Here is a 13,443-nt window from a genome sequence, read left to right as displayed (position 1 = left end):
TTTCCCGTCCAGGGCATTTTCGCCCACTGCATGCTGGTCCACTGGCGCGGCCGCCTTCCTGCCCTTGGGGGCTGCCCCGTGGGACAGCCGGCGGAGGGCACCGCCTCTAGTCTGTTGCCGAACGCCTGATGGACTCCCAAAGCGAGTCCACCCATGGCAGGTTGGCCGGGTCCTCTGCTGATCCTGTTCCGGCCTGGCCACTGGCGGTCCCGGCCGGCAGATCGCTGCCAAACACCCAGTAGCCGGTTTCTCCCGGCATAACCATGTTAATGCGGTCGCGGGCCTGCTGTTTCACGTAGTTCGGATCCTGCCACCGGGAGACCTGGAGTTTCAGGTTGTCCCGTTCGGCTTGCCGCGCAGCGATATCCGCCTCCAACGCGGCGATCTCGGCCCGTTTGTCGATAAAGATCTTGACCGTGGGGGCAAGCATGATGGTGATGGCAATCATGACCACGGCCAGGGCCAGCATCCGGCCGGAAAATGCTTTGGCGGGGACGGGATCCTGGTTTTCCCCGGCATTTTTCCCGGACGCCCGCGTGGACGGGCCCTGCCCCTGGCTGCCGGGCGGACGGCCGGCGGCCTGCTTGCCGGCCGCAACCCCTGCTTTGACCGAGGCCCCCAGGCGGCTTGCAGTGGTGGCTTTACCGGGCGCAGCAGGCGGTTTTGCCTCGGCGGCGGGCAGATGCCGAGTCGCGCCGAAATCCGCGCGGATGACTTCAGCGCCGTCGTCGGCGTCCTTGGACTGACGCACCGCGGGCGTAGCCCGGGGAACCTTTGGACGGCGGGTGGCCATGACACTCCTGTAATGAATGGTCCGTGCTGTGCTCAACCCTGGCCGTGAGCCGGTCCTTGGCACAAAACAGAACCGGTGGCCATGGTCTTTCAACCATAGCCACCGGTCAGCTGTTTTTTTGGATGCTAGCCCTTGAAACGCGGGAATGCGCTGCGTCCGGCGTAGCGTGCGGCGTCGTCGAGTTCCTCTTCGATGCGCAGCAGCTGGTTGTACTTGGCAACGCGCTCGGAGCGCGCCGGGGCACCGGTCTTGATCTGGCCCGCGTTGGTGGCAACGGAGATGTCAGCAATGGTGGTGTCCTCGGTTTCGCCGGAGCGGTGCGAGGTGATGGTGGTGAAGCCTGCACGCTGGGCCAGCGACACGGCGTCCAGCGTCTCCGTCAGGGAGCCGATCTGGTTGACCTTGACGAGCAGCGAGTTGGCGGTCTTGGTGTCGATGCCGCGCTGCAGGATGGCCGGGTTGGTGACGAAGAGGTCATCGCCCACCAGCTGGACCTTGTCGCCGATGGAGTCGGTGAGGGTCTTCCAGCCTTCCCAGTCGTTTTCATCCAGCGGGTCCTCGATGGAAACCAGCGGGTAGTCGGCCACGAGCTCTGCGTAGTAGGCGCTCATCTCGGTGGCGGAAAGTGCCTTGCCTTCGAACTGGTAGGCACCGTCCTTGAAGAACTCGGAAGAGGCAACGTCCAGTGCCAGGGCGATGTCCTTGCCCGGAGTGTAGCCGGCGTTCTTGATGGCTTCCTGGATCAGGTCCAGGGCTGCACGGTTGGACGGCAGGTTCGGGGCGAAGCCGCCTTCGTCCCCGAGGCCGGTGGAGAGGCCCTTGGCCTGCAGGACGGACTTGAGGTTGTGGTAGACCTCAACGCCCCAGCGCAGGCCCTCGGAGAAGGTCTCGGCACCGATCGGGACAATCATGAATTCCTGGATGTCCACGTCGGAGTCAGCGTGCGAGCCACCGTTGAGGATGTTCATCAGCGGAACAGGGAGGACGTGTGCGTTGGGGCCGCCGAGGTACTTGTACAGCGGCAGGTCAGCGGACGCTGCAGCGGCGTTGGCCACGGCCAGGGAAACGCCCAGGATGGCGTTGGCGCCGAGCTTGCCCTTGTTGGCAGTGCCGTCCAGGTCGATCATGGCCTGGTCGATGCTGCGCTGGTCGGTGGCGTCGAAGCCGGTCAGGGCCGGAGCAATCTGGTCGATGACAGCGTCAACGGCCTTCTGGACACCCTTGCCGAGGTAGCGTCCCTTGTCTCCGTCGCGGAGTTCGACGGCCTCGTGTTCGCCGGTGGAAGCACCGGAGGGAACTGCTGCACGGCCGATCTGGCCGTCGGACAGCAGAACTTCAACTTCTACGGTCGGGTTGCCACGGGAATCGAGGATCTCGCGGGCGTGGATGGCATCGATAAGCGCCATGAATATGCTCCTTATGGTGAAGCGATTTACTGGGAAACTAGCGGAAAAACTCGACGTCCTCGTCAGGGACTAGCGTAGTCGAGAGTGGTACACGTTACGGAAACCTATCCAGCACCCGGACGTCATGATCCCGTCCGGGGCGTGACCGGGTGAACAGCTCGGTGGCCGTCCTGGTAACGCCGGACGGCCCCGCGGAGGGCGCGTTCGGCGTCGAAATCCCTGGTTCGGGCCGCGGCGGCGAGCCCGAAGAGCAGCTCGCCGAGCTCTTCCTCTGAGGCCAGGGCGCCGACCAAATCGTCCGCTGCAGGGACGGGCGCGGCACTCTCGATACCGGCCCGCTCGGCGCGGTCCTGTGACTTCTGGGCCCGGGCCAGGGCCGGAAGCGCCTGCGGAATTCCCTCGAAGGGATCACCGCGTTCCGGCTTTTCGGCCCGCTTGATGGAGTCCCACTTGCGGACGATCTCCTCCACGCTGGCCGGGAAGCTGTCCTGCAGCGAGCCGTCCGGCCGGAACACGTGCGGATTCCGGCGGACCAGCTTCTCCTCAAGCCCTTGGACAACGTCGTCGAAGCCGAAGCTTTCACGTTCCTCCGCCAGGCGGGCATGCAGCACCACCTGGAGCAGGACATCGCCCAGTTCGCCCCGGAGCTCTGCCTCGCTGGCGCCGGTTTCGATTGTTTCGGCCACTTCAAAGGCCTCCTCAAGGAGGTACTCCACGAGGGACTCATGCGTCAGTGCCCGCATCCAGGGGCAGTGCTCCCGCAGGGCCGCTATCCTGGCCAGCAACACCCCCACATCGGAGGCGACCGGGCCCGAAACGTCGTTAGGCAAGATTGGCGTAGGCGTCGTTGATGTACTCAACGAGGGCTTCCTTTTCCTCCAGCGGCAGGAACGCGGCCTCGGCAGCGTTGAGCGTCAGTTCAAGGAGGTCGTCGAGATCGTAGTCGAAGGTCTCCACGAGCAGTTCGAACTCGTCGGTGAGGGTCACGCCGCTCATCAGCCGGTTGTCCGTGTTGATGGTGACGTTGAAGCCAATCTGGTAAAGCATGTCCAGCGGGTGGCTTTCAATGCCCTCCCCGAAGCCGGCGATGGCACCGGTCTGCAGGTTGGAGGACGGGCAGATCTCCAAGGCGATGCCACGGTCGCGGACCCAACTGGCAAGCTCGCCAAGGGTCACCATGCCGATGCTGTCATCGGCGTTGTCTCCCTCTTCCGAGTCCTCGTCGTCGAATTCGACGGTGATGTCCTCGGCGATGCGTACCCCGTGGCCCAGGCGCAGGGCACGGCCGTCAACAAGGGCGGACTGGATGCTTTCCAGGCCCGCGGCTTCGCCGGCGTGGACTGTGGCGGGGAAATTGTGCTGGGCAAGGTAGGTGAAAGCATCGCGGAAGCGGGCGGGCAGGAAGCCGTCCTCGGCTCCGGCAATGTCGAAGCCCACGGCTCCGTTGTTGCGGTGACGGACTGCCAGTTCGGCAATCTCCTGGCCGCGGTCCGCGTGGCGCATCGCCGTGATAAGCTGCCCCACCTGGATCTCCCGGCCGGTTTCGGCGACGGCGTCCACACCGGCGTCAAGACCCGCCTGGATGGCTTCGACCACCTCATCCAGCGTCAGCCCGTTCTGCAGGTGCTGCTCCGGTGCCCAGCGCACTTCGCCGTACACCACGCCGTCGTCGGCAAGGTCTTCGACGAATTCCTTGGCCACCCGGAAGAGACCCTCTTTGGTCTGCATCACCGCGATGGTGTGATCGAAGGTCTCGAGGTAGCGGACCAGCGAGCCGGAGTCGGCGGATTCACGGAACCACTCCCCCAGCGCCACCGGATCGGTAGAGGGCAGGGTGTGGCCAACCGCTTCCGCCAGATCGATGATGGTGGCCGGGCGCAGGCCGCCGTCCAAGTGGTCGTGCAGGGATACCTTGGGGAGGCTCTTGAGGTCGAAGTCGAGGGCAGGGGCAGCGTCAAGAATAGGCTCAGTCACGGTTCCCACCTTAGGGTCGGCGGCCGCGTAATGCCAGCCGTCAGGCTTCCCTTGCCTCGGCATCTACGGCCGGGGCGGCTAGGACCGTGCTGTGGCCGTGGACAGCCTCCGCGGCGGTGCCGGCTCCGCCGTCCAGCCACTCGTCCACGACTTCGGCGTCATGCCGTCCGAGCCGCTTGTGCCACCAGCGCAGCAGGTGGTCAATGATTATGCCGAGAATGACGGCGAACACCACGGCAATGCCGGCGCCGAGCAGCGGATTGTCATGGAGCAAGGGGAAGGAACTGGCCAGCAGGCCTATCCCGATCGAGTAGCCCACCCAGGTGACGCAGGCAAAGGCATCCAGGATGAAGAACCTACGGTGCGGGAAAGCGGTGGTGCCGGCAACATAGTTAACTGCCACGCGGCCCCAAGGGATGTACCGGGCCGTGAAGATCAGGACGGCGCCGCGCTTCTCCAGCTCATAGTGGGCCCACGCGAAGACTTTCTGGACCTTGGGCTTGCGCATCCAGCGCCACCGTTCCAGCCCGATCTTTCGACCCAGCATGTACGCCATGTTGTCGCCGGCAATGGCGCCAACCAGCGCGGTGGCACCGAGGATCCAGAGGTTGGGTTCGCCGCTCTGCCGGGAGAACGCAGCGAGGGCGACGATAAGGGTTTCGCTGGGGACCACCATCGCGAATCCGTCAACAAAAAAGAACACCAGCAGGATGGGATAGATCCACCATTGGCCTGCGGCATGGAGCACTGCCTCATTGATAAATTCCACGCGGGCCCTGCTCCTATGAAGTGATGGAAATCCTATTTAGTGTCGCATGTCAGAAGCATGATTCGCTACGCTCGGGGAAGAGAAAAACAATTCATTGGAGCCTCCTTCCGGGCGGGCGCGTGCCCATGCCTGTGCTCTTTCACGGGCCCTTTCTAGGGACCTGATGCGGGCTCCTCCGCCGGTTCCTCGGGCAGCCGGCCGCGGAAGCGGCCAATCAGGATGTCCACAATGATGCCGAGCAGGATGGCGCAGACAATGGCAATGGTGGCACCCAGCAGATGGTTGTCCTCGAACCACTGCCCGAAAAACAGCCCGATCGCTACGGAATACGAGGACCACAGCGCGGCGGACAACACGGTTAGCCCCACGAACCGCAAGTGCGGAAATTGCGTGGCTCCGGCCGTGAGGTTCACTGCCACGCGGCCAATCGGAACAAAGCGGGCCACGAGCACAAGGGACGCCGGCCGCTTCCTGAGTTCGTTGCCGGCCCAGTGAAAGGCTGTCTGCATCCGCGGCCCACGCATCCACCGCCACCGCCGCGTGCCTACCCTGCGTCCGATGAGGTAGGCGATGTTGTCGCCGCCGAATGCACCGAGTGCGGCCACGAGCATCAGCAGCCAGGGGTTGGGGACATCGGCGGTTGCTGCCACGGCTGCCAGGCCCACTACCACCGACTCACTGGGGATCGGCGGGAAGAACCCGTCGATCACGCAGCAGGCCAGCACCACAAGGAGGACCCAGGGCTGTCCTGCCGCCGCAAGAATAAAGTCGTTGATAGCCTGCACAGTTTCCTAACGGCCGGGGCCACCCGTTTTCTCCCCGGCCGTTTCCGAAGGCGGCCGGGGCGCCGCCACAGGGACCCCGGCCGGGGAGAATCACGTGGTCAGGCGATGCGGTCGATGATGAGTTTCTGCGCGGGCCGGGAGCCTTCCGGCGCAATCACAACGGCACCTTCGAGGACTTCCTTGGCACGTCCGAACTTCTCCGGGGTGTCCGTCAGCAGTGTCATCAGCGGCTCGCCGGCACGGACCACGGCACCGGGCTTGGCGTGCAGCCTGACGCCGGCCCCTGCCTGGACCCGGTCCTCCTTGCGGGCCCGGCCGGCACCCAGCCGCCAGGCCGCCACGCCCACGGACAGTGCGTCAAGCTCCACGAGGACCCCGTCGGCCGGCGCGTAGATAACCTCGGATTCCTTGGCAACGGGCAAGGCGGCCCGGGGGTCGCCTCCCTGCGCCTCGATCATGCGGTTCCAGACGTCCATGGCCCGGCCGTCCTTGAGTGCGGCGCGCGGGTCGGCGTCGTGCACGCCTGCGCAAGCCAGCATTTCCTCAGCCAGGCGGACGGTCAGTTCGACGACGTCCTCCGGACCGCCGCCGGCCAGGACCTCCACGGACTCCTCCACCTCGATGGCGTTTCCGGCCGTGAGCCCCAGTGGCGTGTTCATGTTGGTCAGCAGCGCAACCGTGTTGACCCCGGCGTCCTTGCCCAGTGCGACCATAGTCTCGGCCAGTTCCCTGGCGCGGGCCTCATCCTTCATAAAGGCGCCGCTTCCGACCTTGACATCCAAGACCAGCGAGCCGGTGCCTTCGGCGATTTTCTTGCTCATGATGGAGGACGCGATGAGCGGGATCGCCTCCACGGTTCCGGTGACGTCCCTCAGGGCGTAAAGCTTCTTGTCCGCTGGAGCCAGACCGGCACCCGCGGCGCAGATCACTGCCCCGACGTCCTGCAGCTGGGCCATCATCTCGTCGTTGCTCAGTGCTGCGCGCCATCCCGGGATCGATTCCAGCTTGTCCAGCGTGCCGCCCGTGTGCCCGAGGCCGCGCCCGGAGAGCTGCGGAACGGCTACGCCAAAAACAGCGACCAACGGCGCCAACGGGAGGGTGATCTTGTCCCCCACACCCCCCGTGGAGTGCTTGTCCGACGTCGCTTTCACGCCGCCGTCGGGACGCCGCAGGCCGGAAAAGTCCATCCGCTCGCCGGAGGCGATCATCGCTGCGGTCCAGCGCGAGATCTCCGCGCGGTCCATGCCGTTGAGCAGGATGGCCATGTTCAGGGCGGCCATCTGCTCGTCGGCAATCGCGCCGCGGGTGTAGGCGTCGATGGTCCAGTCGATCTGTGCCGGGGTCAGGACGCCCCTGTCCCGTTTGATGCGGATGATGTCGACGGCGTCGAACGCCTCGGTGTTGCTTGGGGTTTGTGTCACCGGGGTTCCTCCAGGTGTTGGGGACCAAAGGCATCGGGTAGCACCTGGTCCATGGTTTTGATTCCCTGCGTTGTCATCAGCTCCATGTCAGGAGCACGGAATTCGTACAGCAGCTGGCGGCAGCGCCCGCACGGCATCAGGATGTTGCCGCCGGCGTCCACACAGTAGAAGGCGCGCAGGAGCCCGCCGCCGGTCATGTGCAGATTGCCCACCAAGGCGCATTCGGCGCACAGCGTCAGGCCGTAACTGGCGTTTTCGACGTTGCACCCGCTGACAATCCTGCCGTTCGCGGTGAGGGCCGCTGCCCCCACCGCGAACTTCGAATACGGTGCATACGCGTTCTTCATGGCTGAAACGGCGGCGGCTTCCAGGGCTGCCCAGTCCACGCCCGTGCCTTCCCCCCTACTGCCTTCCGCGTCGTTGCCTTCCCCGCCGGTGGCCGGGCGTGGCGAAACCTCGTCCACGGCCGTCAACCCTTGATGTACGGTATGCCGCTGGCCGCCGGCGGCCTGGAGCGGCCGACCAGTCCGGCGACGGCGAGCACTGTCACCAGGTAGGGCAGCATGGCCATGAACTGGCTCGGAACCGGGGTGCCGATGATGGTTACGATGCTCTGCAGGTTGTCAGCGAAGCCGAACAGCAGCGCCGCGAAGAACGCACCGATCGGGTTCCAGCGGCCGAAGATCAGCGCGGCCAGGGCAATGAAGCCTCGTCCGCCCGAGATCTCCTTGGTGAAGCTGTCGATGGCTACGAGGGTGAAGAACGAGCCGCCGATGCCAGCGACGGCGCCGCCGAGGGTGACGTTCCAGAAACGCGTGGCATTGACCTTGATGCCCATGGTGTCGGCCGCCTGCGGGTGTTCGCCTACCGCCCGCACGCGGAGGCCCCATTTGGTCTTGAAGAGGCCGATCCACACCACGATGACCGCAATGTACATCAGGTACCCCACCACGGACTGCTTGAACAGGATGGGGCCGATCACCGGGATGCTGGAGAGCACGGGGATGTCGATAATGGGCAGCCGCCCCGGGGAGTTGAACTGTGCCTTGTCGGCCTGCATCACGGTGCTGAACAGGAAGCCGGTCAGGCCCGAGACCAGGACGTTGAGCACCACGCCCACGATGATCTGGTTGACCAGGTACTTGATGCTGAAGACCGCCAGCACCATCGAGACGACGGCGCCGGCAACTGCCGCTGCCAGCAGCCCGATGAAGGGGCTCTTGGTCAGGGTGGCCACCATTGCGGCGGTGAACGCACCGCCGAGCAGCTGGCCCTCGATGGCGATGTTTACCACGCCGACGCGTTCGCACAGCACACCCGAGAGGGAGCCGAAAACGAGGGGAACCGCAAGCGTCACGGAACCGGCGATGAGCCCGGCCAGCGAAATGCTGGGGGTGCGGGCGCCGCCCACCACCCAGATCAGGAAGGCTGCCACGAATAGGACGATGAAGACGATGGGGAGCCAGCCGGGAGAGGGTTCGTTCCGGGTCTTGAGGTACACCGCGTAGGCGGCGAGGCCCAGCATCAGGACTGACAGCACGATGCCGCCGAGGAAGGCCGGCACCTGGATGGCCGGAAGCTGGAAGAAATCACCGCTCGAGGAGATCCCGAACCTGGCTGTCTGGTTGGGTCCCATCACGCCAAAGAAGATGAACGCCACGACGCCGAGGACAGAAAGCAGGACCGGCACCTTCCAGGTCACGGGCTTCGCTGAAACTGCGGGGGCCTTTTCGTTGGCCGACTGCGGTGTTCCCGGCTGCGGCGTGCCCGGAACGGGCGACGTTGCTGTTGTGCTCATGCTGCACCTCCGGTGGTTGCTGCCGTCTTGGTCTTGCCGGCTGTGGCGGCCTTCTTCTTGCGGGGATTGAGCCCGAAGAGGGCACGCACCAGCGGCGGGGCCGCGATGAACAGAACGATCAGCGACTGGACCACCAGCACGATGTCGATCGGGGTTCCGGTCTGGATCTGCATCTGCACTGCCCCGGCGCGGAAGGCTCCGAACAGCAGGCCGGCCGCGAAGGTGCCCCACGGCGTCGAGCGTCCCAGGAGTGCAACGGTGATGGCGTCGAAGCCGTACGTGGCGGCCACGCCGTCGGTCAGGACCTTTTCGGTTCCCGCCACCTGCGCCACACCGGACATGCCCGCCAGTGCACCGGCGATCGCCATGACCAGGACGGTGGCGCGGGGAACGTTGATGCCGGCGGTCAGTGCCGCCTTCGGGTTGGCCCCGACAGCCCGGAACTCGAATCCGACAGTGGACCGGTTAAGCAGCCACCAGACGAAGACGGTGGCCGCGATGGCCAGGACAAAGCCCAGGTGCAGCCTGTACTGGGTCCCGAAAATCTGCGGGTACACAGCGGAGGGATCCAGGATCGGAGAGATGGGGTTGGACTCCCCCGGCCGTTGGAACGCCGGGGTGTTGAGCAGGTAGCGCAGGAAGTACAGGGCGATGTAGTTGAACATGATGGTCAGGATGACCTCGTGGGCTCCTGTGCGTGCCTTCAGCAGGCCGACCAGCCCGCCCCAGATGGCACCGCCCACGATGCCGGCGACAAGGACCAGCAGCAGGTGCAGGCCCACGGGCAGGTGCAGCGCGAAACCGACCCAGGCGGCGAGGATGCCGGCCATGATGATCTGGCCCTGGGCACCGATGTTGAACAGGCCGGCACGGAACGCGAGTGCCACGCCCAAGCCTGCCGTGATGAGCGGTGTCGCGATGGTGAGGGTCTCCATCAGCGGAGCAAACTGCACCGCAACGCTGGAGCCGCGGGGGTTGAACACGGAGCCCTGGAACAGCGCGACGTACGAACGGGTCGCAGCAGTCCAGACCGCCGAGAAGAAGTCCGAGGGCCGGGCAAAGAGGTAGCTTGCCGTGGCTCCCACCTGCTTGTCCGTGCTGGCGATGAGGAGTCCGCCAAGGATCAGGGCAAGCAGCACTGCCAGGATCGACACCATGCCGCTGCCCGTGAAGATCCGCCGGACCAGGGTGTCCGGCCCGCCCGGGACGGTGCCGCTCTGGGCCGAGACAGGAACGGCCGAGGGCTGCATGGCGCCGCCGGCTGTGTCCAGCGAGGTGGCGGCTGCTGCGTCATCGGCCGTGGCCTGGGGTTCCTGCGTGTCGCGGTCCTGGGGTTCGAGGTCCCCCGTGTCGCGGTTTCCCTCCGCGCTTTCGTCTGCCATGTGTTGGGGCTTGTCCTGTTCAGTCATGGTCGCCTCCTTCGGCACCGGAGGTGGAAGCCTGTGCGGGCTTCGGCGCGCCAGCGGTGTCTGCGTGGGCAGTGCCCGTGTGGGGGGTGTCTGCCTGGGCGGCGCTTTCCGGCGGAAGCCCGGCCATCATCAGGCCCAGGACGTCGCGTCCGGTGCCGGCTGGGACGATGCCCACCAGCTTCCCCTTGTAGAGCACGGCGATGCGGTCGGCGAGTTCGATCACTTCGTCGAGTTCGGTGGAGACGATCATCACCGGCGTGCCTTGGTCGCGTTCGGCCACGATGCGTTTGTGCAGGAACTCAATGGACCCCACGTCCACGCCACGGGTGGGCTGGGAGGCGATAAAGAGGCGCAGCGGCCGGGACAACTCCCGGGCCATGACCACTTTCTGCTGGTTTCCGCCGGAGAGCGTGCCCGCGGCCAGTGACCCGGACGGGGTGCGGACGTCGAACTCGCCTATCCGGGACTTGGCGTTCTCCAGGATCTTGGCGGGGCTCATACTGATGCCTTTGGCGAATGGCGGCTGGTCGTAGAGGTCCAGCACGAGGTTCTCCGCAATGGAGAAGGTGCCGATGAGCCCGTCGACCGTCCGGTCTTCAGGAACAAAGCCGACGCCGGCCCTGAGCACTTCCTTGACGCTGTGGCCCAGGAGTTCCTGACCGTCAAGCAGGATCGATCCGTCGCAGCGTTCCTGCAGGCCCAGAATGGCCTCGGTGAGTTCCGTCTGGCCGTTTCCCTGCACGCCTGCCACGGCGAGGATCTCGCCGCGGGCGATGTCGAAGCTGATGCCGTCCACAACATGCTGGCCTGTCGGGGCGATTACGGTGAGGTCCTTGACCTGGAACGTCGTTTCCTGCGGCCTGGCCGGTGCCTTATCCAGGGTCAGGCTGACCGCTCGGCCCACCATCATGGAGGCAAGCTCCGTTGTGGACGCACCGGGATCCGCACTGCCCACCACCTTGCCGCGCCGAATGACGGTGATCGTGTCGGACACGGCCTTCACTTCGCGGAGCTTGTGGGAGATGAAGACGATCGACGTGCCGTTGCTTTTCAGCTGGCGCATGATGTCCAGGAGTTCGTCGGTGTCCTGCGGTGTCAGCACTGCCGTGGGCTCGTCGAGGATGAGCACCTTCGCATCGCGGACCAGGGCCTTGATGATTTCCACGCGCTGCTGGACGCCTACCGGAAGGTCCTCAATCAGGGCGTCGGGGTCGACGTCGAAACCGTACTTGTCTGAGATCTCCTTGATCTTCCGGCGGGTGTCATCAAGGTTGAGGAAGCCGCCTGCCTTGGTGGTTTCGGCGCCGAGCGCCACGTTCTCCGCGACAGTAAATACCGGGACCAGCATGAAGTGCTGGTGCACCATGCCGATGCCCGCAGCCATCGCGTCGCCCGGGCCGCGGAAGGTGACGGCTTTGCCGTCCACCAGGATTTCGCCCTCACTGGGCTCGTACAGACCATAAAGGACATTCATCAGCGTGGACTTGCCTGCGCCGTTTTCACCAAGCAGGCAATGAATTTGCCCCGGTTCAACAACCACATCGATGTGATCGTTGGCAACTAGGGAGCCGAAGCGTTTGGTGATCCCTCTGAGTTCAAGTTTCAAAACTCTGACCAATCTCGAAGCGTCCGGGATATGCGCCCGGACGGGATATGTGGCTGCAGCACCAGCCTAGTGCCTGCAACCTCTGGCGGACGGGCAGGGCCCGTCGAAAAGCTGACCCAACGAAAAGCGCCACCGCCCGGAAGTCAATGACCAACCGGGTGGTGGCGCTTTGCGGAGGAATTTAGGCCTTCGGGCTGTCGACCTTCAGCTTGCCGTCAACGATGTCCTTCTTGATCTGCTCCAGCTCGGTCTTCAGTTCCGCGGGGACCTGGGAATCGAGATCGTGGAACGGGGCCAGCTGGACACCCTCATTCGCGAGCGTGCCGACGTAGGGCTCATTGCTGAATTTGCCCTCCTTGTCCTCCTTGACGACAGTCTCCACGGCAGAGCCCATCTGCTTCATGACAGACGTAAGCATGATGTCCTTGTATTCCGGGGCGGTAAGGAAGCCGTCGGAGTCGACCCAGATGAGCTTGACGTCCTTGCCTGCGGCCTTGGCTTCCTTCAGCGCCGCGCCGGCACCCTTGCCCACCGGTCCGGCAACGGGCATGACAATGTCCGCCCCCTGGTCCAGGAAGTTCTGGGTGAGCTGCTTACCCTTGTCCTGCTTTTCGAAGTCGTCGGTGAAGCTGCCGTCCTGCTTGGCCTTGTCCCAGCCGAGGAGCTTGACGTCCTTGCCCTTCTTCTCGTTGTAGTACTTCACGCCGTCCGCGTAGCCGTCCATGAAGTTGGTGACGGCGGGGATCTTGATGCCGCCGAAGGTCGCCACCGTGCCGGTCTTCGAGGTGGCCGCGGCCAGATAACCGGCCATGAACGCAGCCTGCGCCGTGTCGTAGATGATGGGCTTGACGTTGGCAATCGGCTTTTCGTAGCCGACGTCGATGATGGCGAAGTGGCTGTTCGGGTTGGCTTCGGCCTGTGCCTTGGTGGCGTCGCCGAGGAGGTAGCCCACAGTCACAGTGAGGTCGCAGCCCGCGGACACCATGGCGCGCAGATTCGGATCGTAGTCGTTGTTGGTCTTGGACTCGACCTGGCGGACCTGGATGCCAAGATCCTTCTCAGCCTTCTTGAGTCCCTCGTAGGACGACTGGTTGAACGACTGGTCGTCGAATCCACCCGAGTCGGACACGATGCAGCCCGTGTAGTCGCTGGCGGTGGCAGTTGCGGTGCTGCCGGCTTCCGGGGGGGCCCCGCAGCTTGTCAGCAGGAGAGCGGCCGCACCCGCGGTGGCGACACCGGCCATTGAACCGCGCTTGAGGGTTGCACGCAGTGAGTTCTTCAATTTTCCTCCAGGAACAAAGAGATAGGCGCTACGACGGGAGTTCAATGAGTGTCCGTTTCGAATGCTCCACACTGAAATTCTGTTTTCACTGATGGGTTCGCAGCACTGCGCCGAGGCGCACTGATGACAGCTACTGTAGTGGCCTGGAACACGTCCTGATAGCACGCCGGCGCCCGGGCGGGAAGATTGTTGAGAACTTG

Annotated in this window: 12 protein-coding genes; all 12 read right to left on the bottom strand. The window is 64.7% G+C overall.

Annotation, left to right across the window (positions count from 1 at the left end):
- Positions 1–106 precede the first annotated feature (106 nt).
- On the bottom strand, positions 107–793 hold the full coding sequence (locus tag J2S97_RS19700; RefSeq protein WP_307051623.1) for an FtsB family cell division protein: 687 nt from the start codon (positions 791–793) through the stop codon (positions 107–109).
- 125 nt (positions 794–918) lie between these two features.
- Positions 919–2,199, bottom strand: a complete 1,281-nt coding sequence (eno, locus tag J2S97_RS19695) for a phosphopyruvate hydratase (protein WP_307051622.1) — start codon at positions 2,197–2,199, stop codon at positions 919–921.
- Between the two features lie 122 nt (positions 2,200–2,321).
- Positions 2,322–2,942 (bottom strand): MazG nucleotide pyrophosphohydrolase domain-containing protein, encoded by a 621-nt coding sequence (locus J2S97_RS19690; protein ID WP_307051654.1) that lies wholly within the window; start codon positions 2,940–2,942, stop codon positions 2,322–2,324.
- Between the two features lie 79 nt (positions 2,943–3,021).
- The gene (locus tag J2S97_RS19685; protein ID WP_307051621.1) at positions 3,022–4,173 is read right to left on the bottom strand and encodes an adenosine deaminase; all 1,152 of its coding nucleotides are present in this window, start codon (positions 4,171–4,173) and stop codon (positions 3,022–3,024) included.
- Between the two features lie 40 nt (positions 4,174–4,213).
- Complete coding sequence (locus J2S97_RS19680) at positions 4,214–4,942, bottom strand: DedA family protein (protein WP_307051620.1); 729 nt, start codon at positions 4,940–4,942, stop codon at positions 4,214–4,216.
- Positions 4,943–5,094: 152 nt separating this feature from the next.
- Entirely contained in the window at positions 5,095–5,727 is a 633-nt protein-coding gene (locus J2S97_RS19675; protein ID WP_307051619.1) for a DedA family protein, read from the bottom strand.
- Between the two features lie 98 nt (positions 5,728–5,825).
- The gene (locus J2S97_RS19670) at positions 5,826–7,148 is read right to left on the bottom strand and encodes a thymidine phosphorylase (protein ID WP_307051618.1); all 1,323 of its coding nucleotides are present in this window, start codon (positions 7,146–7,148) and stop codon (positions 5,826–5,828) included.
- Positions 7,145–7,534 carry a cytidine deaminase gene (locus J2S97_RS19665; RefSeq protein ID WP_307051653.1) on the bottom strand — a complete coding sequence of 130 codons (390 nt, stop codon included), beginning with the start codon at positions 7,532–7,534 and terminating at the stop codon, positions 7,145–7,147. Before J2S97_RS19665 ends, J2S97_RS19670 begins: the two co-directional genes overlap by 4 nt.
- Positions 7,535–7,617: 83 nt before the next feature.
- Positions 7,618–8,946 carry an ABC transporter permease gene (locus J2S97_RS19660; RefSeq protein WP_307051617.1) on the bottom strand — a complete coding sequence of 443 codons (1,329 nt, stop codon included), beginning with the start codon at positions 8,944–8,946 and terminating at the stop codon, positions 7,618–7,620.
- Positions 8,943–10,355: an ABC transporter permease gene (locus J2S97_RS19655; protein WP_307051616.1), complete on the bottom strand. Its 1,413-nt coding sequence runs from the start codon at positions 10,353–10,355 to the stop codon at positions 8,943–8,945. The genes J2S97_RS19660 and J2S97_RS19655 overlap by 4 nt, the downstream gene beginning before the upstream one ends.
- On the bottom strand, positions 10,348–11,961 hold the full coding sequence (locus J2S97_RS19650; protein ID WP_307051615.1) for an ABC transporter ATP-binding protein: 1,614 nt from the start codon (positions 11,959–11,961) through the stop codon (positions 10,348–10,350). Before J2S97_RS19650 ends, J2S97_RS19655 begins: the two co-directional genes overlap by 8 nt.
- Positions 11,962–12,142: 181 nt before the next feature.
- Positions 12,143–13,243, bottom strand: a complete 1,101-nt coding sequence (locus tag J2S97_RS19645) for a BMP family lipoprotein (protein ID WP_444875940.1) — start codon at positions 13,241–13,243, stop codon at positions 12,143–12,145.
- Positions 13,244–13,443: the final 200 nt, after the last annotated feature.

The organism is Arthrobacter oryzae (assembly GCF_030812315.1).
Taxonomy (GTDB): domain Bacteria; phylum Actinomycetota; class Actinomycetes; order Actinomycetales; family Micrococcaceae; genus Arthrobacter; species Arthrobacter oryzae_B.
The sequence above is the reverse complement of the archived record's forward strand: the minus strand, read 5'-3'. Positions and strand labels throughout refer to the sequence as shown.